We start from the raw sequence: 22,436 nt of genomic DNA, 5'->3' as shown, positions 1-22,436 counted from the left end.
GGTTCAGGAGCCGGCCGCCAGCAGCTCGGCGGTGTGCGCGCGGGTGAGCGCGTCGATGACCGGGTCGAGCTCGCCGTCGAGGACCTGGTCGAGGTTGTGCGCCTTGAAGCCGACCCGGTGGTCGGAGATGCGGCTCTCCGGGAAGTTGTAGGTGCGCACCCGCTCGCTGCGGTCGACGGTGCGGACCTGGCTGCGCCGCTGGTCGCTGGCGGTGGCCGCGGCCTCCTCGCGGGCGGCGGCCAGCAGCCGGGAGCGCAGCACGCGCAGCGCCGACTCGCGGTTCTGCAGCTGGCTCTTCTCGTTCTGCGAGCTGACCACGATGCCGGTGGGCAGGTGGGTGATCCGGACGGCGGAGTCGGTGGTGTTCACGCTCTGCCCGCCCGGGCCGCTGGAGCGGAAGACGTCGATGCGCAGGTCGTTCGGGTCGACGGTGACGTCGACGTCCTCGGCCTCGGGCAGCACCAGGACGCCGACGGCGGAGGTGTGGATGCGGCCCTGCGACTCGGTGACCGGCACCCGCTGCACGCGGTGCACGCCGCCCTCGAACTTCAGCCGCGACCAGATGCCCTCGTCGGTGCGCGACTTCACCGCGATCGCGACGTCCTTGTAGCCGCCCAGTTCCGCCGGGACGGCGTCGAGCACCTCGGTCGCCCAGCCGCGGCGCTCGGCGTAGCGCAGGTACATGCGCAGCAGGTCGCCGGCGAACAGCGCCGACTCCGCGCCGCCCTCCCCCGCCTTGATCTCGAGGATGACGTCCTTGTCGTCGTCGGGGTCCTTGGGCAGCAGTTGCTCGCGCAGCCGGTCGGTGAGCTCGTCGATCTGCGTCTCGAGGCCGCGCGCCTCCTCGGCGAAGGACGGGTCCTCGGCGGCGAGCTCGCGGGCGGCCGTGAGGTCGTCCCGGGCGGCGTCGAGGGCGCGGGCGGTCTCGACGACCGGCGCGAGCTGGGCGTAGCGGCGGCCCAGCCGGCGGGCGCGGGCGGTGTCGGTGTGCACCGCGGGGTCGGCCAGCTCGGTCTCGAGCGCGGCGTGCTCCTCGAGCAGCCCGCTCAGCCGGTCGGGCGCGGTGTCGCTGCTCGTCATCGCTGTCTCCTGGCGCGAGCGGCAGGAACGGCCGTTCCTGCCGGGGGTGGGTCCGGACACGACGACGGCGCCCGTCCCACGCGAGGTGGGACGGGCGCCGTCGGGGGTGCTACTTGGCGGCGGTCGCGCCGCGCTTGCCGAACCGCTTCTCGAAGCGGGCCACGCGGCCACCGGTGTCGAGGATGCGCTGCTTGCCGGTGTAGAAGGGGTGGCAGGCCGAGCAGGTCTCGACGGTGAGCTGGCCGCTGGGCGCGGTGCTGCGGGTGGTGAAGGTGTTCCCACACCCACAGGTGACCGTGGTGGTGTGGTACTCGGGGTGGATACCGGGCTTCATGATGCGGGGCCTCTTCCGGGGACGTCTCGGTGCTGTCTGGCTGAACGCCGGCGGCCGGCCGGTCATTCCGGCCGCCAGCGCGGGGCTCGGCCGACCAGTATCCCTGACGGCGGAGCCCCGCGGAGCGGCGGTGCGCTAGTCGCGCTCGGGGCCGAGCGTGGTCTTCTGGATCTGCATGAGGAACTCGATGTTGTTGCGCGTCTTGCGCAGCTTGTCGAGCAGCAGCTCCAGGGCCTGCTGCGGCTCGAGCGCGGAGAGCACCCGGCGCAGCTTGATGACGATGGCCAGCTCGTCGGGCGCGAGGAGGATCTCCTCCTTGCGGGTGCCCGACGCGTTGACGTCGACGGCCGGGAAGACCCGCTTGTCCGCCAGCCGGCGGTCGAGCTTGATCTCCGCGTTACCCGTGCCCTTGAACTCCTCGAAGATGACCGTGTCCATCGTCGAGCCGGTCTCGACCAGCGCCGAGGCCAGGATGGTCAGCGAGCCGCCGTTCTCGATGTTGCGGGCGGCGCCGAGGAAGCGCTTGGGCGGGTAGAGCGCCGTGGAGTCGACACCGCCGGACAGGATGCGCCCGCTGGCCGGGGCGGCCAGGTTGTACGCCCGGCCGAGGCGGGTGATCGAGTCCAGCAGGACGACGACGTCGTGGCCCATCTCGACCAGGCGCTTGGCGCGCTCGATCGACAGCTCCGCGACCGTGGTGTGGTCCGACGGCGGCCGGTCGAAGGTCGAGGCGATGACCTCGCCCTTCACCGAGCGCTGCATGTCGGTGACCTCCTCGGGCCGCTCGTCGACGAGGACGACCATGAGGTGGCACTCGGGGTTGTTCGTGGTGATCGCGTTGGCGATCGCCTGCAGCACCATCGTCTTGCCGGCCTTGGGCGGCGACACGATGAGGGCGCGCTGTCCCTTGCCGATCGGCATGACCAGGTCGATGACCCGGGTGGTCAGCTGGTGCGCGTCGGTCTCCAGCCGCAGGCGCTCCTGCGGGTAGAGCGGCGTCAGCTTGGTGAACTCCGGGCGGTTGCGCGCCTGCTCGGGGTCCAGGCCGTTGACCGAGTCGAGCCGGACCAGCGCGTTGTACTTGTCCTTGCGCTCGCCCTCGCGCGGCTGGCGGACGGCGCCGGTGATGGCGTCACCGCGGCGCAGACCGTGCCGGCGCACCTGCGACAGCGAGACGTAGACGTCGTTGGGGCCGGTCAGGTAACCCGAGGTCCGGACGAACGCGTAGTTGTCCAGGACGTCGATGATGCCGGCGACCGGCAACAGGACGTCGTCCTCGCTGACGGTGGGCTCGGTGGGCTGGTCGAAGCGCTCGCGCCCGTTGCGGCGGTTGCGGTCGCGGTACCGGCGCCCGCGGCGGCCGCGGCCGCCCTCGAAGTCGTCGTCGTCCTCGTCGTTGCGGGCGTCGCCGCGGGTGTCGGGGCGCGTGTCCGGACGGGCATCGGACCGGGTGTCGGGCCGCGTGTCGGGCCGCTCGGTGCGGTCCGGCCGGCCGGCGCGCTCGCTGCGGTCCCCGCGGTCGGGGCCGCGGCCGTCGCGCTGGCCGTCGCGCTGGCCGCGCTCACCATCGCGGGGGGCACGCTCGGCGCGCTCGCCGCCGTCCCGGTTGCCGTCGCGGCCGTCGCGGTTGCGGTTGCGGTCCCGGTTGCGGGCCGGGCGCTCACCCTCGGCGCGCTCACCCTCGGCGCGCTCGCCGTCGGTGCGCTCCCCGGCGGGGCGGTCGCCCTCGGTCCGCTCCGCGGGCGGGGCGGACGGCGCGTCCGCGACGGCGGACGGCGCCTCGGCGGCAGCCGGCGTGTCGGCGGACGGCGTGTCGGCGACCCGCGCGTCCGACGGGGCGCCGGCGGGGCGGCTGGCCGCCCGGCGACGGCGCGGCGCGCCCTCGGCGGGGCGTCGGGGACGGGGCGGTGCCGGCGTCCGGGGTGGCGGTCAGCGGACCGCCGTTGGCGCCCCCGCTGATCGGGGCCTCGAGCGGCGCGGCGGTCGCGGCGACGCCGCGCGCCTCGGGGGCGGCGGGCGCCTCGGCAGCGCGCGGCTCGGCAGCGGGCGGCTCGGTGGCAGCAGGCGCCGCGTCGGCCGGGGCGCTGGGCGCCGGGACACCGTTGCCCGGGGCGCCGCTGCCGACCTGACGGGCGGAGATGGCGGCGACGAGGTCGCCCTTGCGCATGCGGCCGGTACCGGGGATGCCCAGCTCGGCCGCCAGCCGCTGCAGCTCGGGGAGCAGCATGCCGGCCAGCCCGCTGCCGCGGCGGCGGGACCGGCCCGCCGTGCCGGCGGCAGCGGGGGCCTCGCCCGCGGCGCCCTCGGGGGCGCCGGCGGTCGCGAGGTCGGTGGTTTCGCTCACGTACAGGTCCTTCCCTGCGGTGACCTGCGCCTACCGGCGCAGGGGGTGACCCGGCGCCGGCCCCCGTCCTGCGGGTTGGGACAGAGGGAAGCAACGGATCGAGTGGGTGCGGAGCGGGATCTGCGTCGACAGGAGAGGTCGTCTGCAACGCCCCGCGCGAGGCTCGCCCGAGAGGCGGCTACGCCCGAAGACTAGATCCACCACTCAGCCGGGACAACACCGCTGACCAGCGGAGTGTTCCTCGTTACGAAGACGATACCCCAGGCGCCACACGGGTCACCCGGGCGCCGCCCGAGTCCACCTCCAGGGGGTACACGCGCCACCCCTCCGGGGTGAGGTCGGTCACCTGCCGCACGGGGTCGGGACCGCCCGAGACCCGCTGCGCGAGCACCAGGACGCTCGGCCCGGCGCCGGACACCACCGCGGCGTGACCCGCGGCGCGCAGCCGGTCGACGAGCGCGATCGTCCCCGGCATGGCGTCCCCGCGCTGCCGCTGGTGCAGCCGGTCCTCGGTGGCCTCGAGCAACTGCGACGGCTCGGCGACGAGGGCGTGCACCAGCAGGGCCGCGCGGGCGGCGTTGAAGGCGGCGTCCGCGTGCGGCACGTCGGCGGGCAGCAGCGTGCGCGCCAGGTGGGTCGACAGCGTCGCCTCCGGGACGAGCACGACCGGCACCACCTCGTCGCTGACCGGCAGCCGGTCGGCCCGCGCACCCTCCGGCGTCGTCCACGACAGCGTCGCGCCGCCGAGGAGGCAGGCGGCCACGTTGTCGGGGTGGCCCTCGAGTTCGCTGACCAGCCGCAGGACCGCGTCGCGGTCGACCGCCTCGACTCCAGGGCACAGCGCCCAGGCACCCACCACGCCGGCGACGACGGCGGCGGCCGAGGACCCCATCCCCCGCCCCTGCGGGATGGCGTTCACGGCGCGCACGCACAGCCCGGGCGGGCTCCACCCGAGCTGCTCGCACGCGGCGCGGAAGGCGCGCACGACCAGGTGCGACTCGTCGGTGGGCAGCTCCCCCGCCCCGACGCCGCTCACGTCCACGGTGAGGCCGCCGTCGCGGACGGCGAACTCGACGACGTCGTGCAGCGTCAGCGCGAGGCCGGCGCAGTCGAAGGCGGGGCCGAGGTTGGCACTGGTCGCGGGCACGCGGACCCGCACGGCCGCGTACTCCTCCACTCAGAGACCCAGCTGCGCGGCGGCCGCGGCGGCGTCGACGGGGATCGTGACCGGCGCGGGCGCACCGGAGATGGCCCAGTCGGGGTCCTTGAGCCCGTTGCCGGTCACGGTGCACACGACGCGCTGCCCCGGCTCGAGCTCGCCGGCCGCGGCCACCTTGAGCAGCCCGGCGACCGAGGCGGCCGACGCCGGCTCGACGAAGACGGCCTCGCTGCGGGCCAGCAGCCGGTAGGCCGACAGGATCTCCCGGTCGGTGACGGCGTCGATGCGGCCGCCGGAGTCGTCGCGGGCGGTCAGCGCCTTGGTCCACGACGCCGGGTTGCCGATGCGGATGGCCGTGGCGATGGTGCTCGGCTGCTCGACCACCTTGCCCGTGACGATCGGCGCGGCACCGGCGGCCTGGAAGCCCCACATCCGCGGCCGCCTCGTGGCGGGGCCGTCGTCGGAGTACTCGCGGTAGCCCTGCCAGTAGGCGGTGATGTTGCCGGCGTTGCCGACCGGCAGGCAGTGCACGTCGGGGGCGTCGCCGAGGACGTCGACGATCTCGAAGGAGGCGGTCTTCTGCCCCTCGATGCGGTACTGGTTGACGCTGTTGACCAGGCTGACCGGGTAGTCGATGGACAGCTTGCTGGCCAGCGCGAGGCAGTCGTCGAAGTTGCCCTCGACCTGCAGCAGCTTCGCGCCGTGCACGAGCGCCTGCGCGAGCTTGCCCAGCGCGATCTTGCCCGTGGGCACGAGGACGGCACAGACGATCCCGGCGCGCGCGGCGTAGGCGGCGGCGCTGGCGCTGGTGTTGCCGGTGGACGCGCAGATGACCGCCCGCGCGCCCTCCTCGACGGCCTTGGTGATGGCCATCGTCATGCCGCGGTCCTTGAACGACCCGGTCGGGTTGGCGCCCTCGACCTTGAGGAAGACCTCGCAGCCGGTGCGCCGCGACAGCTCGACGGCCGGCACCAGCGGCGTGGCGCCCTCGTGCAGGGTCACCACCGGCGTCGAGTCGGTGACCGGCAGCCGCGACCGGTAGGCCTCGATCAGCCCCGGCCAGAACGGCGAGACGGCACCGCGCAGCGTTCCGGTCATGACAGACCCTCCACCCTCAGCACGCTCGTGACCCCGCGGACGGCGGGGACCTCCCGCAGCGCGGCGATCGTCGACGACAGCGCGGCGTCGGGGGCGCTGTGCGTGACGATGACCAGCGTGGCGGCGTCGCCGTGGCCGTCCTGGCGCACGGTGGCGATGCTCACCCCGTGCTCGGCGAAGGCGGTGGCCACCGTCGCGAGCACGCCCGGGACGTCGGCGACGTCGAGGCTGACGTGGTACCGCGTCGGCGTCTCGGCGATCGGCCGGGCCGGCAGCTCGGCGTAGGCGGTGGGCCCGGCACCGGCGGCACCGGCCACCCGGTTGCGCGCGACGGCGACGAGGTCGCCGAGGACGGCGCTGGCGGTGGGCTCACCCCCGGCGCCCTGGCCGTAGAACATCAGCTGCCCGGCGGCCTCGGCCTCGACGAAGACGGCGTTGAACGCCCCGCCCACGGCGGCCAGCGGGTGCGACGTCGGGATCATCGCCGGGTGCACGCGGACGGCGACGGTGTCGCCCTCCTCCCCCGGCACCCGCTCGCAGATGGCCAGCAGCTTGACCGTGCAGCCGATCTCCGCGGCGCGGGCGACGTCGGTGGCGCTGACGGCGGAGATGCCCTCGCGGTGCACGTCGGCGGCGGTGACCGCGGTGTGGAAGGACAGCGACGCGAGGATGGCGGCCTTGGCGGCGGCGTCGAACCCGTCGACGTCGGCGGTCGGGTCGGCCTCCGCGTAGCCGAGCTCGGTGGCCTCGGCCAGCGCCTCGCTGAACCCGGCGCCGGTCTCGGCCATGCGCGACAGGATGTAGTTGGTGGTGCCGTTGACGATGCCGACGACGCGGCGGATCTGGTCGCCGGCCAGCGACTCGCGCAGCGGCCGCAGCAGCGGGATCGCGCCGGCCACCGACGCCTCGTAGTACAGGTCGACGCCGGCCTTGGCGGCCGCGGCGTGCAGCGCGACGCCGTCCTCGGCGAGCAGGGCCTTGTTGGCGCTGACCACGGACTTCCCGGCCTCGACCGCCGCCAGGATCAGCGAGCGGGCCGGCTCGATCCCGCCGATGACCTCGACGACCAGGTCGACGTCGTCGCGGGTGACCAGGCCCACCGCATCGGTGGTGAGCAGGTCCGCGGGGACCTCCGGGTGCCGGTCGGGCCGGCGGACGGCGACCCCGGCGACCTGCACCGGGCGGCCGATGCGCGCGGCGAGGTCGGCGGCCTGCTCGTCGAGCAGGCGGAGCACGGCGCCGCCGACGGTGCCGCAGCCGAGCAGCGCGACGCGCAGCGGGGCGGTCACGACCGCGCTCCCACGGGGTGCTCGGGCGCGGGCTGGTCGATCGCCGGGGACGGCGCCGGGCGGCCGGCGAGGACCGCGTCGAGTGCGAACACGTCCGACAGTGTCTGACGCCGCACGATCTCGGTGGCGACGCCGTCCCGCACGGCCACCACCGGCGGCTTGAGCAGGTAGTTGTAGTTGCTGGCCATCGACCAGCAGTAGGCGCCGGTGGCGGCGACGGCGAGCAGGTCGCCGGGCTGCACGTCCGAGGGCAGCCACAGGTCGCGGACCAGCACGTCACCGCTCTCGCAGTGCTTGCCGACGACGCGGCACAGCGCCGGCGGGGCGTCGGAGGTGCGGTTGGCCAGCACGCAGGTGTAGTCGGCGTCGTAGAGGGCGGTGCGGATGTTGTCGCTCATCCCCCCGTCGACGGAGACGTAGTTGCGCACCTGCGGCGCGCCCTGCCCGCCGCTGCCGAGCCGGACCGGCTTGATCGTGCCGATCTCGTAGAGGGTGACCGTGCCGGGCCCGGCGATGGCGCGGCCGGGCTCGATCGCCAGCCGCGGGACCGGCAGGTCGAGCGCGGCGCACTCCATGGCGACGACGGCGCGCAGCCGCCGGGCGACGTCGTCGGGGGTCACCGGGTCGTCGTCGGGGAGGTAGGCGATGCCGAAGCCGCCGCCGAGGTTGAGCTCCTCGAGCACCTCGCCGGTGGCCTGGTGCACCTGGCCGAGGAGGCCGACCACCCGGTGGGCGGCGGCCTCGAAACCGGCCGTGTCGAAGATCTGCGAGCCGATGTGGCTGTGCAGCCCGGCCAGGTGCAGCGACGGCTCGCGGATGACCCGGACGGCGGCGGTCAGCGCGTCGCCGGTGGCCAGCGAGAAGCCGAACTTCTGGTCCTCGTGCGCGGTGGCGATGAACTCGTGGGTGTGCGCCTCGATGCCGACCGTGGTGCGGATCAGCACCGGGACCGGGCTGCCCCCGGCCTCCATCCGCGCCAGGGCCAGCGGCACCAGCCGGTCGATCTCGTCGAAGGAGTCCACGACGACGTGGCCGATGCCGGCGTCGACGGCCAGCTGCAGCTCCACCAGCGACTTGTTGTTGCCGTGCAGCGCGATCCGCTCGGCGGGGAAGCCCGCGGTCAGCGCGACGGCGAGCTCGTTGCCGCTGCAGGCGTCCAGGTGCAGGCCGTCGTCGGCGATCCAGCGGGCCACCTGGCCGCAGAGGAACGCCTTGGAGGCGTAGTGCACGTCGGCGCCGGTGAAGGCGGTGGCGAAGTCGGCCGCGCGGCCGCGGAAGTCGCCCTCGTCGAGCACGAACAGCGGGGTGCCGTGCGCGCGGGCCAGCTCGGTGACCGGCTTGCCGCCCAGGTGCAGCTCGCCGTCGACGCGGCGGGCCGAGCGCGGCCAGACCTGCGGGTCGAGGGCGCCGAGGTCGGCCGGCGGCATGCCGGCCGACGGCGGCGGGGCGAACGCGCCGTGCAGCGGCCCCGCCGGGTGCGCCCTCACATCCGCTCCGGCGCGGAGACACCGAGCACGCCCAGGCCGTTGCGCAGCACCACCGCGGTGGCCGCGCACAGCCACAGCCGGGCGGTGGTCAGCGGGGTCGCCTCCTCGTCGCCGCGCGGCAGCACCCGGCAGGCGTCGTAGAAGCGGTGGTAGGTGCCGGCCAGCTCCTCGAGGTAGCGGGCCACCCGGTGCGGCGCCCGCAGCTCGGCGGCCGAGGTCACCACCCGCGGGAACTCGCCGAGCGCCCGGAGCAGGTCGTTCTCGCGGTCGTGGACGAGCAGCCTGGCGTCGACGTCGCCCGCCTCGCCGAGCGCCAGCCCGAGGTCGGCGGCGTTGCGCAGCACGGAGGAGATCCGGGCGTGCGCGTACTGGACGTAGAAGACCGGGTTGTCGTTGGTCTTCCGGCTCCACAGCTCGACGTCGATGTCGATCGTCTGGTCCACCGACGCCCGTGCGAGGGCGTACCGGGCCGCGTCGACCCCGATCGCGTCGGTGAGGTCGGACAGCAGCACGATCGTGCCCGCCCGCTTGCTCATCCGGACCGGCTCGCCGTCACGCAGCAGGTTGACCAGCTGGCCGACGAGGATCTCGAGGTTGGTGTCGGGGTCGTCGCCGGTGGCGGCCACCAGCGCCTTGTAGCGGCCGACGTAACCGGAGTGGTCGGCGCCGAGCATGATCACGACCCGGTCGAAGCCGCGCGCCCGCTTGTCGAGGTAGTAGGCGCAGTCGGAGGCGAAGTAGGTCGTCTCGCCGTCGGCCTTGACCAGCACGCGGTCCTTGTCGTCGCCGAAGTCGGTGGTGCGCAGCCACACCGCGCCGTCGGCCTCGTAGACGTGCCCCTGCTCGCGCAGCCGGGCCAGCGCCTTGTCCACCGCGCCCGTGTCGTAGAGCGACTTCTCGCTGAACCAGACGTCGAAGTCGACGCCGAAGCCCTCCATCGACGAGCGGATCTCGTCGAGCATCAGCGCGACGCCGGTGTCCCGGAAGGCCTGCACCTGGGCTTCGTCGTCCCGCCCGAGGACGTCGGGCACGGCCGCCACGACGGACGCGGCGATGTCGGCGATGTAGGCACCGCCATAGCCGTCCTCGGGCACCGGCTCGCCCTTCGCGGCGGCCTGGAGGCTGCGGGCGAACCGGTCGATCTGCGCGCCCGCGTCGTTGATGTAGTACTCGCGGGTCACCTCGGCGCCGCCGGCCTGCAGCAGCCGGCCGATCGCGTCGCCGACGGCGGCCCAGCGGCTGCCCCCGATGTGCACCGGGCCGGTCGGGTTGGCCGAGACGAACTCGAGGTTGAGGCGCTGCCCGGCCAGGGTGTCGGTGCGGCCGTAGCCCTCGCCCGCGGTCACCGCCCGGACGGCGATCTGCCCGAGCGCGCCCTGGGCGAGGGTCACGTTGAGGAAGCCGGGACCGGCGACGTCGACCCGCGCCACGCCCGGCTGCGCCCGCAGCTCCTCGGCCAGCAGGTCGGCGACGGCGCGCGGCGGCATGCCGGCCGGCTTGGCCAGGCGCAGCGCGACGTTGGTGGCGTAGTCGCCGTGCTCGGGGTTCTTCGGACGCTCGACGAGGACGTCGTCGGGGACGGCGACGGCGAGCGTGCCGCGCTCGACGACCGCCGCGACCGCGGTCCGGACGAGGTCGCGCAACTGCTCGGGTGTCACCGCGTGATCGTACGCAGCGGGTGCGACCCGGTTCCCCGCCGTCCCCGCTTGCCAGGGGACGCACAGGCAGGCGACCTAGACTCGCGGGCGGGGGCAGGCGCGAGCCCTGCCGCGCCGGCGCGCACCCATGCTGCGCCACGACCGGCGGACGCACCACTCGACGAGCACTGAGGAGAAGCACGTGGCCAAGGACCGCAAGCCCGATGCCGGCCGCGCCGGGGGCGGGTCGAGCCGGTCCGGTTCCGGCGCACGTCCGGTGTCGACGACGAAGGGGGCGGCGTCGAAGGGCGCGTCGCCGAGGGGCGCGGCGCCGGGCCGTGGCCCGGCTCCGCGCAACGGCGGCCGCGGCCGCACCCGCCCGCCGACGCAGGTGGTCACCCAGTCGCGGCCGTGGGGGCTGATCGCCGCCGCCGTCGCCGTCGTGGTGTTCGCCGCCGCGGCCATCACCTACGCCGTGGTGCAGGTGCGGGCGGCCGACGCCGAGCGGGTCGACGCCCTCGACGAGATCTCGGGCATCCAGAGCTTCGACTACGCCGCCGGGCAGGAGCACGTGGCCACCCCGGTCGAGTACGAGCAGTCGCCCCCGGTCGGCGGGCCGCACGACGGCGAGTGGGCCGACTGCACCGGCACCGTCTACGACGTCGACGTCCGGCACGAGAACGCCGTCCACTCGATGGAGCACGGCGCCGTGTGGATCGCCTACGACCCCGACGAGGTCACCGGCGACGACGTCGCGAAGCTCGCCGAGCTGGTCGACGGCGTCTCCGGCCGGCTGCTCTCGCCGTACGCCGGCCTGGACTCCGCCGTCAGCCTGCAGTCCTGGAACCACCAGCTGAAGGTCGACTCCGTCGACGACCCGCGCATCGAGCAGTTCGCCGACTTCCTGACCTTCAACGGCGAGGTCGAGGGCCACTACCCCGAGATCGGCGCGAGCTGCGAGAACCCGACCTTCGTGGCCGACCCGCTCGTCGTCGGCGACAGCAGCCGCGGCGCGGGCGCCACCACCACCGACGCCCCCACCACGCCCACCATGGGCGCCGACGGTTCCACCGAGACCCCCACGGAGTGAGCCCGCGATGACCGCCACCGCCGTCCGCCCGGAGCAGGAGGCCCCGGCGCCCGCCCCGCGCGGGCGCGGCCTGCGGGCCGCGCTGCTCGCCGTCATCGCCGTCGCGCTGGTGGTGCTCGGCGGCGGGCTGGCGGTGGGGCTGGGCATCGGGCGGGCGGCGACGCCGACGGCCGACTCGGTCGACGCCGGCTTCTCCCGCGACATGGCGCTGCACCACCGGCAGGGCGTGGAGATGGCGAACCTGGCGCTCGAGCGGAGCACCGACCCCGAGGTCCGGCAGCTGGCCTTCGACATCTCCAGCACCCAGACCAACCAGGCCGGGCAGATGGAGGGGTGGCTGGCCCTGTGGGGCCTGTCCCGCTCCGGCGGCGACCACATGGCGTGGATGGGCGGCGGGCACGGCGGGCACGACACGTCCGCGATGTCGGGTGACGACGGTGCGCTGATGCCGGGGATGGCCACCGAGGCGGAGCTGGCGAACCTCCGTTCCCTGACGGGGACGGCGTTCGACGTCGAGTTCCTGCGGCTGATGATCCGCCACCACCAGGGTGGCCTGGAGATGGCGCGGTACGAGGCGGCCGACGGCACCGAGTCGGCGGTGCGGACGCTCGCCACGTCCATCGCCGACACGCAGACCGCCGAGGTGACGACGATGGTCGGCATGCTCACCGCGCGGGGCGGGACGCCGCTGCCGGCTCCCTGATCCGGAGCCGACCCGCCCGCCGGGGCGCCCGGGGAGGACTGGTAACTTCTCCCCTGCCCCGAGCCCCCGTAGCTCAGGGGATAGAGCACCGCCCTCCGGAGGCGGGTGCGCAGGTTCGAATCCTGCCGGGGGCACCACCTGGGAGTGCTGGTCGGCGCGGCGAGGATCCCGCGGGCCAGCACTCCCTGCACGTGCACCCGCCGACCGCGACAGCACCCGGCGCCAGGGGCGCAGGTCCGGCACACCGGGCCGTACTCCCCTTCCCGGCGGGATCGGCGACTCCTAGCGTCGGTACATGAGTCGGAAACCACTGCGGTGCCGGTTCGGGTTCCACGCCTACGTCCAGCGACACCCGGACGGCGAGCAGCCTCTGGGTCCGGACGACAAGGTCTGCCGGCTGTGCGGGAAGCGCACGGGCGCCCCGTTCGGGAACGCTCCGTGGGTCCTGCCCGGGTGACGCCCTCGGCGGCGCTCGACGCACACGGGCGCTCCGCCGTCCGGCGCCCGCGCGGGACCCAGCCGGCCGGCCCCACGGACGGGTCGGGGTCCACACCCGGTCCGCGGATCGACCGTGCGGGTCTGCCGGGACGACCTCCGTGCGCGGCGCGCCTATCGACAGTCGATGGATGATGGTCGACACTCGATGCATGACTCGTGACCCGCTCGACCATCCCGAGGAGACCCCGTGAGGGCCGCCGCCGTCGCCGTCGCGGTCCTCGTCGTCGTCGCCCTCGGGATCACCGGCGTCGTGCTCGGGGAGGCCGACGACTCCCCCGGCCTGCAGGGCCTGGGGGTCCTGCTGGCCGTCGGCGCGGTCGTGCTCGGCACCCGGGCCCTGCGACGCGCCCGGGAGCGGTGACCCGGGCCCGCGGTCAGCGGTGCCGGTGCGGGCGGTAGCCGCCGGAGACCCTCCGGCTCCGGTGCCTCCGCCGCCACGGCACTCCCCGCTCTCCGCCCGCACGTGGCGGCGGAGCCCAGCGGCACGGACCCCCGCCGGCGGGAGCCCGTGGCCGGACGGCCGGCGGCCCGCGCGGCGCCGTCCGGCGGCCCCTCCTCCGCCGCTCAGGACCGCGGGATTAGCGTGCGCGGCATGGAGCACACCGGGGTACGGACCACCCGCGTCGGGGACGTCGAGCTGGCCTATGAGACCTTCGGCTCGGCGGAGGACACGCCGCTGCTGCTGGTCATGGGCCTGGCCACGCAGATGATCGGCTGGCCCGACGACTTCTGCCGCATGCTGGCCGACCGCGGCCACTTCGTCGTCCGGTTCGACAACCGTGACATCGGCCTGTCCACCCACCTGCACGACGCCGGCGCGCCCGACGTGCTCGCCGTGATGGGCGGCGACCACTCCCGCGTCGCCTACCGCCTCGCCGACATGGCCGACGACACCGTGGGCCTGCTCGACGCCCTGGGCATCGAGAGCGCGCACGTGGTCGGCGCCTCGATGGGCGGGATGATCGCCCAGGTGATGGCCATCCGGCACCCGGAGCGGGTGCGCAGCCTCACCTCGATCATGTCGACGACGGGCGACCCGGCGGTCGGGTCGCCGGCCGAGGCCGCGATGGGCGTCCTGCTCGCGCCGCCGGCCACCGACCGGGACAGCGCCCTGCAGCGCGCCGTCGACACCTACCGGGTGATCGGCTCCCCCGGCTTCGAGTTCGACGAGGCCGCCCTCCGCGAGCGCGCCGGGCTGTCCTTCGACCGCGCCCACGACCCCGCCGGCGTGGCCCGCCAGCTGGCCGCGATCCTCGCCAGCCCCGACCGCACCGCCGACCTCGCGCGCGTCGCCGTCCCGACGCTGGTCGTGCACGGCGAGCAGGACGCGCTGGTCAACGTCTCCGGCGGCCGGGCCACCGCGGCGGCGATCCCCGGCGCCGAGCTGCTGGTCGTCGACGGCATGGGCCACGACCTGCCGCGTGCGGTGTGGCCGCGGATCGTCGACCGGATCGCCGCGCTGGCCGACCGCGCCGACGGCCGCTGAGCCGCCCGGGGCCCCGCGCCGAGCGGCGCGGGGCCCCGGGAGGAGTCAGCTGGTGAGCATGCCGCCCTCGACCGGGATCGTCGTCCCGGTGACGTAGCCGCCGGCGTCACTGACCAGGAACACCAGCGCCGCGGCCAGCTCCATCGGGTCACCGGCACGGCCGACGAGCACCCGGCCCATCTGCTGGTCGAGGTAGCCCTCGGGGTACTGGTCGGTCATCTCCGAGGCGAAGAAGCCCGGCGCCAGCGCGTTGACCCGGATGCCCTTGCGGCCGGTCCACTGCTGGGCGAGGTCGCGGGTCAGCCCGATCAGGCCGGCCTTGCTCGCCGCGTACGCGGCCTGCGGCAGCCCCGCGGTGGTCAGCCCCAGCACGCTGGAGATGTTGACGATCGAGCTGCCCGGCTTCATCACCCGCCCGCACGCCTGGGCCATCCAGTAGCAGCCGTTGAGGTTGACGTCGATGACCGCGCGGAACTCCTCGGGCTTCTCGCGGGTGGCCGGCGCCGCGGTGCCGATGCCGGCGTTGTTCACCAGGACGTCGACCCGGCCGAACTCGGCCATGGCGGCGTCGACCAGCGCCTGGCAGTCCTCGACCTTTGCGACGTCGGTGCGCACCGTGATCGCCCGCCGCCCCGTGGCCTCGACGGCCTCCTTCGTGGCGGCCATCTTCTCCTCGCGCCGGGCACCCAGCGCCACGTCGGCGCCGGCCTCGGCCAGCGCCCGGGCGAAGACCACGCCCAGTCCCGAGGACGCGCCCGTCACGACGGCGACCTTCCCGTCGAGCCGGAACATGTCCAGGATCGTCCTGTCCGCCACCGTGGTCTCCTCTCACGTGCCCGTACCGTCCCCCGGACCGTATCCAGGCTGTGCGGTAGATCACCGGGCGGGCGGGTAGGGAGGCCCGGCGGACAGCCGGTCCCACGCGGAGGAGGTACGTCGATGGCGGCGCAGACACCACCGGGCACGCCCCTGTGGCGGCAGGCGTTCGACGCCGCCGAGAAGCGGGTCACCCCGCACGCGGAGAGCCTGGTCCGCACGCCCTACTTCGCCACCGGCGTGGGTCTCCTGCGCCGCGCGCAGAACCTCGCCAAGGACACCGCCCGCGGCGTGTCCGCGCGCGCCTGGCACCTGGTCAACCTGCCCGCGGGCACCGACCTCGCCCGGCTGCGCGCCCAGCTCGGCGCGCTCGACCGCGAGGTCCGGCGGCTGACCGTGCAGCTGGAGAACGAGCGCCGCCGCCCCCTGACAGCCGACGCCCCCCGGGAGGAACCCGATGCCGACGGTGCCCAGCCCCCAAGCGGTCCTCGACCGCGTCCGGCGCGACGTGGAGCGCAACGCCCTCCGCGCTCGTAACGGCATCAAGCTCGTCGCGGGGGTCGACCGCCCCGGCGTCGGGCTGACGCCCAAGGACGTCGTCTGGGAGCGGGGCCGCACCCAGCTGTGGCACTACCGCAGCGACAAGGTCAGGTACTCGCCGCCGCTGCTCATCGTGTTCAGCCTGATCAGCCGCAGCTACATCCTCGACCTGACGCCGGGCAACAGCTTCATCGAGCAACTGCTCGACGCGGGGTTCGACGTCTACATGGTCGACTGGGGCGAGCCCGACGAGCGGGACGCGCAGAACCGGCTCGAGGACTACGTCGACGACTACATCCCGGCGGCGATCGAGCGGGTGCGGGAGATCTCCGGCGCCGACGAGGTCAACCTCTTCGGCTACTGCTTCGGCGGCGACCTCTCCCTGCTCTACGCCGCGCACCACCCCGACGCGCCCGTCCGCAGCCTGAGCGTGCTGGCCACCCCCGTCGACTTCACGAAGATGGGGCCGATGTCGGACGTCTTCCGCAGCGGCGGGATGGAGGTCGACGACGTCGTCGACGAGGACGGCAACGTGCCCCCGCGCGTGGTCGTCCAGGGCTTCCGCACCCTCACGCCCACGTCCGAGGTCACCCGCTACGTGACGCTGTGGGAGCGGCTCTGGAACGACGAGTACGTGTCGGCCTACCAGGCGATGACCGGCTGGTCCGACGACCACATCCCGTTCCCCGGCGCCGCCGCGCGCGAGACGGTGCAGATGCTCGTGCGGGACAACGGGATGATCACCGACCGGCTGACCGTGGGCGGTGACCGGGTGCACCTGTCCGACATCCGGCTGCCGTTCCTCACCGTGCGCGCCGACCGGGACCACATCGTGCCGCCGGACGCGACCGCGCCGCTGATCGACCTGGTCGGCTCGGAGGACAAGCACGAGCTGCGGCTCTCCGCCGGCCACATGGGCCTGGTCGTCGGCCGGACGGCGGCCAAGACGACCGTGCCGGAGATCATCGGGTTCCTGCGCAAGCGCAGCGACGAGAGCGCGCCCGGCCGGGCGGCCGGGCAGGAGGGGTGACCGTGGACGTCGTCGAGCTCGGGACGGCGCACAGCGACGCGCTGGTGCGCTTCTTCCAGAGCCTCCCCGAGGGGGACCTGACCTTCATCGAGGAGCACGTCACCGATCCCGACGTCGTCCGCTCCTGGGCCACCGGCTCCGGCGGCGCCCGGCGCTGGGTCGCCCTCGACGGCGAGGAGGTCGCCGGTTACGTGGCCGTGCGGCCGCTGACCGGCTGGTCGGCGCACGTCGGCGAGGTGCGCCTGGTCGTCTCCCCCACCCGGCGGGGCTCGGGCCTGGGCCGCCAGCTGGCCCGGCACGCGCTGGTGGCGGCGGTCGGCGACGGGCTGGCGAAGCTGGTGGTGGAGGTCGTCGCCGAGCAGGGTGCGGCGCTGGCCCTGTTCACCGACCTCGGCTTCACCGGGGAGGCGCTGCTGCGCGACCAGGTCCGGGACCGGGAGGGGAACCTGCGCGACCTCATGGTCCTGGCCCACCACGTCGACGACACCTGGTCCGGCATGGCCACCGTCGGCCTCTCGGACGCCCTGGGCGAGGACGTCAGCTGAGCGTCTCGGTCACCCGCCCGCCGTCGACGGCGATGCGCCGGGTGGTGGCGACCGCCTCGAGCATCCGGCGGTCGTGGGTCACCAGCAGCAGCGTGCCCGGGTAGGCGGCCAGCGCCGACTCCAGCTGCTCGATGGCCGGCAGGTCGAGGTGGTTGGTCGGCTCGTCGAGGACCAGCACGTTCACCCCGCGGGCCTGCAGCAGCGCCAGCGCCGCGCGGGTGCGCTCCCCCGGCGAGAGCGTGGCCGCGGTCCGCAGCACGTGCTCGGCGGTCAGCCCGAACTTGGCCAGCAGCGTGCGCACCTCGGCGGTGGGCCAGTCGGGCACCTCCGCACCGAAGGCGTCCAGCAGCCGCCGGTCGCCGGTGAACAGCCCGCGGGCCTGGTCGACCTCGCCCAGGCGCACCGCGGGGCCCAGCGAGGAGGCGCCGGCGTCCAGCGGCACCCGGCCCAGCAGCGCGCCGAGCAGGGTCGTCTTGCCCGACCCGTTCGGTCCGGTGATCGCCACCCGGTCACCCCAGTCGACCTGCAGGCTCACCGGCCCCAGCGTGAAGTCCCCGCGCCGCACGACGGCGTCGCGCAGGGTGGCGACGACGGCCCCGGCCCGCGGCGCGGCGGCGATCGTCATCCGCAGCTCCCACTCCTTGCGGGGCTCCTCGACCACCTCCAGCCGCTCGATCCGCCGCTCGGTCTGCTTGGCCTTGGCGCCCTGCTTCTCCGCCGTCGACCGGTTGTGCGCCTTGATGTGCTTGTCCGGGTCCTTCTGCTTCTTGACCGCGTCGCGGACGCCCTTGGCCAGCCAGTTGCGCTGCATCCGGGCGCGGGCCTCCAGCTCGGCCTTCGTCTCCGCGAACTCCTCGTACTCCTCGCGCGCGTGCCGGCGGGCCACCTCGCGCTCGGCCAGGTAGGCCTCGTAGCCGCCGTCGACGACGCGGACCAGCTGCTGGGCGAGGTCGAGCTCGACGACGCGGGTGACCGTGCGGGCGAGGAACTCCCGGTCGTGGCTGACCAGCACGATGCCGCTGCGGGCGCCGGCGACGAAGGCCTCCAGCTGCTCGAGGCCGGCGAGGTCGAGGTCGTTGGTGGGCTCGTCGAGCAGCAGCAGGTCGTAGCGGGACAGCAACAGCGCGGCCAGACCGACCCGCGCCGCCTGCCCGCCGGACAGCGCGGGCATCGCCGCGTCCGGCGCCACGCCGGGCGCGACCTCGGCCAGCACCTGCTCCAGCCGCTCGTCGAGGTCGGCGCCGCCCAGGGCCAGCCAGCGCTCCAGCGCCTCGGCGTAGGCGTCGTCGGCACCCGGGCGGCCCTCGGTCAGGTCGGCGGTGGCGGCGTCGAGCGCGGCCTGGGCGGCGGTCACACCGGTGCGGCGGGCCAGCGCGGCGGCGACCGTCTCGCCCTCGCGCCGCTCGCGCTCCTGCGGCAGGGCGCCGACGGTCGCCGTCGGCGGGCTCAGCGTGATCGAGCCGGAGCCGGCCGGCAGCTCGCCGGCCAGCGTGCGCAGCAGGGTGGACTTGCCGGCGCCGTTGACGCCGACCAGGCCGACGACGTCACCGGGCGCGACGACGAGGTCGAGGTCGGAGAAGAGGACGCGGGCGCCGTGGCCGGCGGCCAGGCCGCGCGCGACGAGGGTGGCGCTCATGGAGGTGCTCCCGGGAGGACGGAACGGTCAGCGGTCGACGTCGTCTCCGGATTCACAGCACGGGGCCACGGTAGCGCGCGGGCCGTCAGCCGTCGCGCGAGATCCCGTCGTCGAGCCCGTCGTCCGGCTCGTCGTCCTCGGCGGCCAGCACCTCGTCGGCCATCTCGTCGAGCATGTCCTCCAGCGCGATGTCCTCCTCCTCGTCCCCGGGCCGCCGGCGCACCAGCCACGGCTGCAGGTGGTCGTAGCCGCGCACCGACACCCGCCGCAGCGGCCGCACCCGGTACCCGGGCACGCCGCGCAGGCGCCGGGCGAGCTCGCGGTCGACCAGCACCGTCCCGGCGTGCGCGACCGACGTCAGCCGGCTGGCCAGGTTGACCACCGGCGAGTAGACGTCGCCGAGCCGGGTCAGCACCGCGCCGTAGGCGGCGCCCACCCGCAGCGGCGGGCGGTCGGGGGCGTCCCAGGCCTCCGGCAGGGTCAGCCCGATCTCGACGGCGTCGACGGCCGAGGCCGCGGTGTAGAGCACGCCGTCGCCGACGGTCTTGACCACCCGGCCGTGCGAGCGGGCGATGACCTCGGTCGCCGTCGCCTCGAACGCCTCGACCATCGCGCCGAGCTCGCGCCCGCCCATCCCGCGCGAGCGGGTGGTGTAGCCGACCAGGTCGGCGAAGCCGACGGCGAGCTCGCGGCGGTCCCCGGGCGCCCCGGCCGCCATGAGCCGGTCGAGGTTGGCCGCGAGGTGCCGGCGCCACACGTAGTCCTGCGTGCGGGTGAGCAGCGGCAGCAGGACCTCCGCCGCGGCCACCGGGTCCACGGCCTCGGGGCCGTGCTCGCGGGCCTGCCGGACGAGGGTGTCGGCGAGCAGGTCGGTCTGCCAGTCGGCCAGCCGGGACAGCGCCTGCCCGGTCGCGCGGGCGATCGACGCCTCGGTGTCGGGGTCGACGAAGCCGGAGTCGATGAGCGCCGAGAGGGTCCCCAGCGCGCCGACGTCGGCGAGGGTGAAGGCGGGGTCGTCGTCGGCGACGTCGGGGAAGCCCAGCGCGCGCCACAGCCGCTGGGTGCGCTCCGGCGGCATCCCGGCCGCCGCGGCCACCTCCAGCCGGGTCAGCCGGCGCGGCCCGCCGAGCAGCAGCCGCTCGAGCGCCTCGCGCACGGCGGCGCGGTCGGCGTCTCCCGGCGGGGGTGCGGCGGGGTCCACGACGGGTCCCGGGTCAGCCCGTCGTGTGGACGACGAGCACGTCGCAGGCCGAGCGGCGCGTGGCGTCGGCGGGCACCGAGCCCAGCAACCGGCCCTTGACGCCGGTGAGCCCGCGGTTGCCCACGACGAGCAGGTCGGCGTCCTCGCGGCGGACGACGTCGAGCAGCGCCTCCACCGGCGAGCCGACGACGGCGACGGTGCGCACCTCGCCCGCACCGGCGGCCCGGGCGGCGTCCCCGGCCCGGCGGACGGTGTCCTCGGCCGGGTGCGACCCGACCACCTGGTAGGCCTCGTCGCGCAGCACGTCCTGGGCCCGGGACAGCTCCCGGTCGTCGACCTCGGGAGGCAGGTAGGCGCAGGTCACCACGAGCGTCGCCCCGCAGGCACCGGCGAGGGCACCGGCCCGCGCGACCGCCCGCAGGGAGGACTCCGAGCCGTCGGTCCCGACCACCACCGTCCGATAGGCGCTCACGGCGCGCACTGTAGTGAGCGCACCGCGGGCCTGTGCCGCCGGTCACGGTCCGGCTCCCCGGACGGGGGACGGGGAAACGGCTGGTGGACGGCGGGTTGCCGGGCGTCGACCGGCGGCGCGCCGTCGCGCCGGACCCTCGGCAGAGGACACCGCGTGGGCCAGGATGGCGGCTGCACGGGGACCGACGGCGAGGAGGACCGATGACCAGCGCCACTGCCGGGCACGCGGGGCCCGTGCGGGTCGAGGTGTCCGGTCTGAGCAAGACGTTCGGGACGGTGCGGGCGGTCTCCGACCTCGGCTTCACCGTGGAGCCCGGCTCGGTGACCGGCTTCCTCGGGCCCAACGGCGCGGGCAAGACGACGACCCTGCGGATGGTCCTCGGTCTCGTCTCCCCCGACGCCGGCAGCGCCACCTTCGACGGGATCCCCTACGCGGGCCTGCGCGAGCCCGTGCGCACCGTCGGCGCCGTCCTCGAGACCGCCTTCCACCCAGCCCGCTCCGGCCGCGACCACCTGCGCGTGTACTGCCGCGCCGCGGGCCTGCCGGTGACCCGTGCCGACGAGGTGCTCGACCGCGTGGGGCTCACCGCGGCCGGGAAGCGCCGCGCCGGCGGCTACTCCCTCGGCATGCGGCAACGGCTGGCGCTGGCGACCGCGCTGCTCGGGGACCCGCCGGTGCTGGTCCTCGACGAGCCGGCCAACGGCCTGGACCCCGAGGGCATCCTCTGGCTGCGGGGCTTCCTGCGGCACCTGGCCCACGACGAGGGCCGCACGATCCTGGTCTCCAGCCACCTGCTGTCGGAGGTGGAGCAGACCGCCGACCGCGTCGTCATCGTCGGTGCCGGCCGGCTGGTGCGGCAGGGCTCGATCGCCGAGCTGCGCGAGGGCGCCTCCGGCGGCAGCGTGCTCGCCCGCAGCCCCGAGGCCGACCGGCTGGCCGCCGTGCTCACGCAGGCCGGCATCCCCGCCAGCCGCAGCGACGACGGCCTGGTCACCTCCACCGGCACGACGCCGGCCGCCGTCGGCGCGCGCGCGTTCGCCGCCGGGATCGAGCTGCACGAGCTGCGCGCCGAGGCCACCGGCCTCGAGGACCTCTACTTCCGGCTCACCGCCGGCCAGGAGCAGTTCGCCGCGGGCACGACCGCGCCGGGCGCGACCGCCGTGACCGCCGAGGGGGCCCTGCGATGACCGCGCTCGTCCGCGCCGAGTGGACCAAGCTGTTCACCACGCGCGTGTGGATCGGCCTGGTGCTGGGCGCCTGCCTGATGGCCGGGGGCTTCGCCGCGCTGTTCACCGGCCTGGCCGGCGCCGAGCCGGACGGTGGCCAGCCCGGGCTGCCTGCGGTGGGCACGCCGCAGTACGAGGAGGTCGTCTTCTCCGTCGCGGCGAACGCCAGCGTGCTGTTCCTGATCCTCGGCATCATCGGGATGACCCAGGAGTACCGGCACCGGACCGCGACGCCGACCTTCCTCACCACCCCGCGCCGCGGCCGCGTGGTCGCCGGCAAGCTGCTCGCCTACGGCGCCGCGGCCGTGCCGTTCGCGCTGCTGGTGCTCGCCGTCGTCGTCGGGGTGGTGATGGTCTACGCCGGGGCCCGCGGGGCGGCGCCGTCGCTGGACGCCGACAACCTGCGGACGCTGGCCGCGGCCGGGCTGGTGCTCGTCGTCTTCGCCGTCATCGGCGTGGGCGTCGGCGCGCTGCTGCGCAACCAGGTCGGCGCGATCGTCGGCGCGCTGGTGTACCTGTACGTGGCCGAGCCGATCATCTCCTCGATCGGCGCCGTCCAGGGCGCCTACAAGTGGCTGCCCGGCGGGGCGGTGCAGGCGATCACCTCCGACTTCCAGGCACCGGAGCTCCTGGAGCCCTGGCAGGGCGGCCTGCTGCTGCTCGGCTACGGTCTGCTCGCGGCGCTGCTCGGCACCTTCCTCGCCGTCCGCCGCGACGTCGGCTGAGCCCACGCCGGCACGTCTCCCCCCGTATCCAGGAGGGCTC

General features: G+C 75.1%; 22 protein-coding genes and 1 tRNA gene. 10 read left to right on the top strand and 13 right to left on the bottom strand.

The window, feature by feature from the left end:
* Window positions 1–3 precede the first annotated feature (3 nt).
* The 9 genes from prfA to argS form a co-directional block, all read right to left on the bottom strand.
* Window positions 4–1,080: a peptide chain release factor 1 gene (gene prfA / locus JD79_RS11210; RefSeq protein WP_110005567.1), complete on the bottom strand. Its 1,077-nt coding sequence runs from the start codon at window positions 1,078–1,080 to the stop codon at window positions 4–6.
* 109 nt (window positions 1,081–1,189) lie between these two features.
* On the bottom strand, window positions 1,190–1,414 hold the full coding sequence (rpmE, locus tag JD79_RS11205; protein WP_110005566.1) for a 50S ribosomal protein L31: 225 nt from the start codon (window positions 1,412–1,414) through the stop codon (window positions 1,190–1,192).
* A 135-nt stretch (window positions 1,415–1,549) separates the two neighbouring features.
* Window positions 1,550–2,677, bottom strand: coding sequence for a transcription termination factor Rho (gene rho, locus JD79_RS23750; RefSeq protein ID WP_245900021.1), 1,128 nt, complete (start codon window positions 2,675–2,677; stop codon window positions 1,550–1,552).
* A 412-nt stretch (window positions 2,678–3,089) separates the two neighbouring features.
* Window positions 3,090–3,758, bottom strand: a complete 669-nt coding sequence (locus JD79_RS23745; protein WP_245900020.1) for a Rho termination factor N-terminal domain-containing protein — start codon at window positions 3,756–3,758, stop codon at window positions 3,090–3,092.
* 244 nt (window positions 3,759–4,002) lie between these two features.
* The gene (thrB, locus tag JD79_RS11195) at window positions 4,003–4,917 is read right to left on the bottom strand and encodes a homoserine kinase (protein ID WP_245900019.1); all 915 of its coding nucleotides are present in this window, start codon (window positions 4,915–4,917) and stop codon (window positions 4,003–4,005) included.
* Window positions 4,918–4,935: 18 nt separating this feature from the next.
* Window positions 4,936–6,015, bottom strand: coding sequence for a threonine synthase (gene thrC, locus JD79_RS11190; RefSeq protein ID WP_110005564.1), 1,080 nt, complete (start codon window positions 6,013–6,015; stop codon window positions 4,936–4,938).
* On the bottom strand, window positions 6,012–7,304 hold the full coding sequence (locus JD79_RS11185; RefSeq protein WP_110005563.1) for a homoserine dehydrogenase: 1,293 nt from the start codon (window positions 7,302–7,304) through the stop codon (window positions 6,012–6,014). The genes thrC and JD79_RS11185 overlap by 4 nt, the downstream gene beginning before the upstream one ends.
* Window positions 7,301–8,791, bottom strand: a complete 1,491-nt coding sequence (gene lysA / locus JD79_RS11180) for a diaminopimelate decarboxylase (RefSeq protein WP_110005562.1) — start codon at window positions 8,789–8,791, stop codon at window positions 7,301–7,303. Before lysA ends, JD79_RS11185 begins: the two co-directional genes overlap by 4 nt.
* On the bottom strand, window positions 8,788–10,449 hold the full coding sequence (gene argS / locus JD79_RS11175; protein WP_110005561.1) for an arginine--tRNA ligase: 1,662 nt from the start codon (window positions 10,447–10,449) through the stop codon (window positions 8,788–8,790). The genes lysA and argS overlap by 4 nt, the downstream gene beginning before the upstream one ends.
* A gap of 181 nt (window positions 10,450–10,630) precedes the next feature.
* Here argS and JD79_RS11170 point away from each other — a divergent pair, with 181 nt between their 5' ends.
* The 5 genes from JD79_RS11170 (at window position 10,631) to JD79_RS11155 (ending at window position 14,205) form a co-directional block, all read left to right on the top strand.
* Window positions 10,631–11,518: a thioredoxin-like domain-containing protein gene (locus JD79_RS11170; RefSeq protein ID WP_110005560.1), complete on the top strand. Its 888-nt coding sequence runs from the start codon at window positions 10,631–10,633 to the stop codon at window positions 11,516–11,518.
* Between the two features lie 7 nt (window positions 11,519–11,525).
* On the top strand, window positions 11,526–12,221 hold the full coding sequence (locus JD79_RS11165; RefSeq protein ID WP_110005559.1) for a DUF305 domain-containing protein: 696 nt from the start codon (window positions 11,526–11,528) through the stop codon (window positions 12,219–12,221).
* Window positions 12,222–12,283: 62 nt separating this feature from the next.
* Window positions 12,284–12,358: transfer RNA gene (locus tag JD79_RS11160), tRNA-Arg, on the top strand.
* A gap of 548 nt (window positions 12,359–12,906) precedes the next feature.
* Entirely contained in the window at window positions 12,907–13,080 is a 174-nt protein-coding gene (locus tag JD79_RS22625) for a hypothetical protein (protein WP_170149178.1), read from the top strand.
* Window positions 13,081–13,311: 231 nt separating this feature from the next.
* Entirely contained in the window at window positions 13,312–14,205 is an 894-nt protein-coding gene (locus tag JD79_RS11155) for an alpha/beta fold hydrolase (RefSeq protein ID WP_110007635.1), read from the top strand.
* Between the two features lie 45 nt (window positions 14,206–14,250).
* Here JD79_RS11155 and JD79_RS11150 read toward each other — a convergent pair whose 3' ends face one another.
* Window positions 14,251–15,021 carry an SDR family NAD(P)-dependent oxidoreductase gene (locus tag JD79_RS11150; protein ID WP_211307932.1) on the bottom strand — a complete coding sequence of 257 codons (771 nt, stop codon included), beginning with the start codon at window positions 15,019–15,021 and terminating at the stop codon, window positions 14,251–14,253.
* A 123-nt stretch (window positions 15,022–15,144) separates the two neighbouring features.
* Between JD79_RS11150 and JD79_RS11145 the strand changes: the two genes are divergently transcribed.
* The 3 genes from JD79_RS11145 to JD79_RS11135 are packed head-to-tail and all read left to right on the top strand — an operon-like array spanning window position 15,145 to window position 17,136.
* Window positions 15,145–15,558, top strand: a complete 414-nt coding sequence (locus JD79_RS11145) for a hypothetical protein (RefSeq protein ID WP_110005558.1) — start codon at window positions 15,145–15,147, stop codon at window positions 15,556–15,558.
* Window positions 15,479–16,591 (top strand): PHA/PHB synthase family protein, encoded by a 1,113-nt coding sequence (locus JD79_RS11140; protein ID WP_110005557.1) that lies wholly within the window; start codon window positions 15,479–15,481, stop codon window positions 16,589–16,591. The genes JD79_RS11145 and JD79_RS11140 overlap by 80 nt, the downstream gene beginning before the upstream one ends.
* 2 nt (window positions 16,592–16,593) lie before the next feature.
* Complete coding sequence (locus tag JD79_RS11135) at window positions 16,594–17,136, top strand: GNAT family N-acetyltransferase (RefSeq protein ID WP_110007633.1); 543 nt, start codon at window positions 16,594–16,596, stop codon at window positions 17,134–17,136.
* Here the strand turns inward: JD79_RS11135 and JD79_RS11130 are convergent.
* From JD79_RS11130 to JD79_RS11120, 3 genes are all read right to left on the bottom strand, one after another.
* Window positions 17,129–18,772: an ABC-F family ATP-binding cassette domain-containing protein gene (locus tag JD79_RS11130; RefSeq protein ID WP_110005556.1), complete on the bottom strand. Its 1,644-nt coding sequence runs from the start codon at window positions 18,770–18,772 to the stop codon at window positions 17,129–17,131. The two genes, JD79_RS11135 and JD79_RS11130, sit on opposite strands and share 8 nt — an antisense overlap.
* 85 nt (window positions 18,773–18,857) lie before the next feature.
* Complete coding sequence (locus JD79_RS11125) at window positions 18,858–19,973, bottom strand: adenylate/guanylate cyclase domain-containing protein (RefSeq protein ID WP_245900018.1); 1,116 nt, start codon at window positions 19,971–19,973, stop codon at window positions 18,858–18,860.
* 13 nt (window positions 19,974–19,986) lie between these two features.
* On the bottom strand, window positions 19,987–20,445 hold the full coding sequence (locus JD79_RS11120) for a universal stress protein (protein WP_110007631.1): 459 nt from the start codon (window positions 20,443–20,445) through the stop codon (window positions 19,987–19,989).
* Window positions 20,446–20,645: 200 nt separating this feature from the next.
* Here JD79_RS11120 and JD79_RS11115 point away from each other — a divergent pair, with 200 nt between their 5' ends.
* Together JD79_RS11115 and JD79_RS11110 are read left to right on the top strand one after the other, a co-directional pair.
* Window positions 20,646–21,632, top strand: a complete 987-nt coding sequence (locus JD79_RS11115; RefSeq protein ID WP_110005555.1) for an ABC transporter ATP-binding protein — start codon at window positions 20,646–20,648, stop codon at window positions 21,630–21,632.
* The gene (locus JD79_RS11110; protein ID WP_110005554.1) at window positions 21,629–22,396 is read left to right on the top strand and encodes an ABC transporter permease subunit; all 768 of its coding nucleotides are present in this window, start codon (window positions 21,629–21,631) and stop codon (window positions 22,394–22,396) included. The genes JD79_RS11115 and JD79_RS11110 overlap by 4 nt, the downstream gene beginning before the upstream one ends.
* The last annotated feature ends 40 nt before the right edge of the window (window positions 22,397–22,436 follow it).

Source organism: Geodermatophilus normandii, assembly GCF_003182485.1.
GTDB classification, from domain to species: domain Bacteria; phylum Actinomycetota; class Actinomycetes; order Mycobacteriales; family Geodermatophilaceae; genus Geodermatophilus; species Geodermatophilus normandii.
The sequence above is the reverse complement of the archived record's forward strand: the minus strand, read 5'-3'. Positions and strand labels throughout refer to the sequence as shown.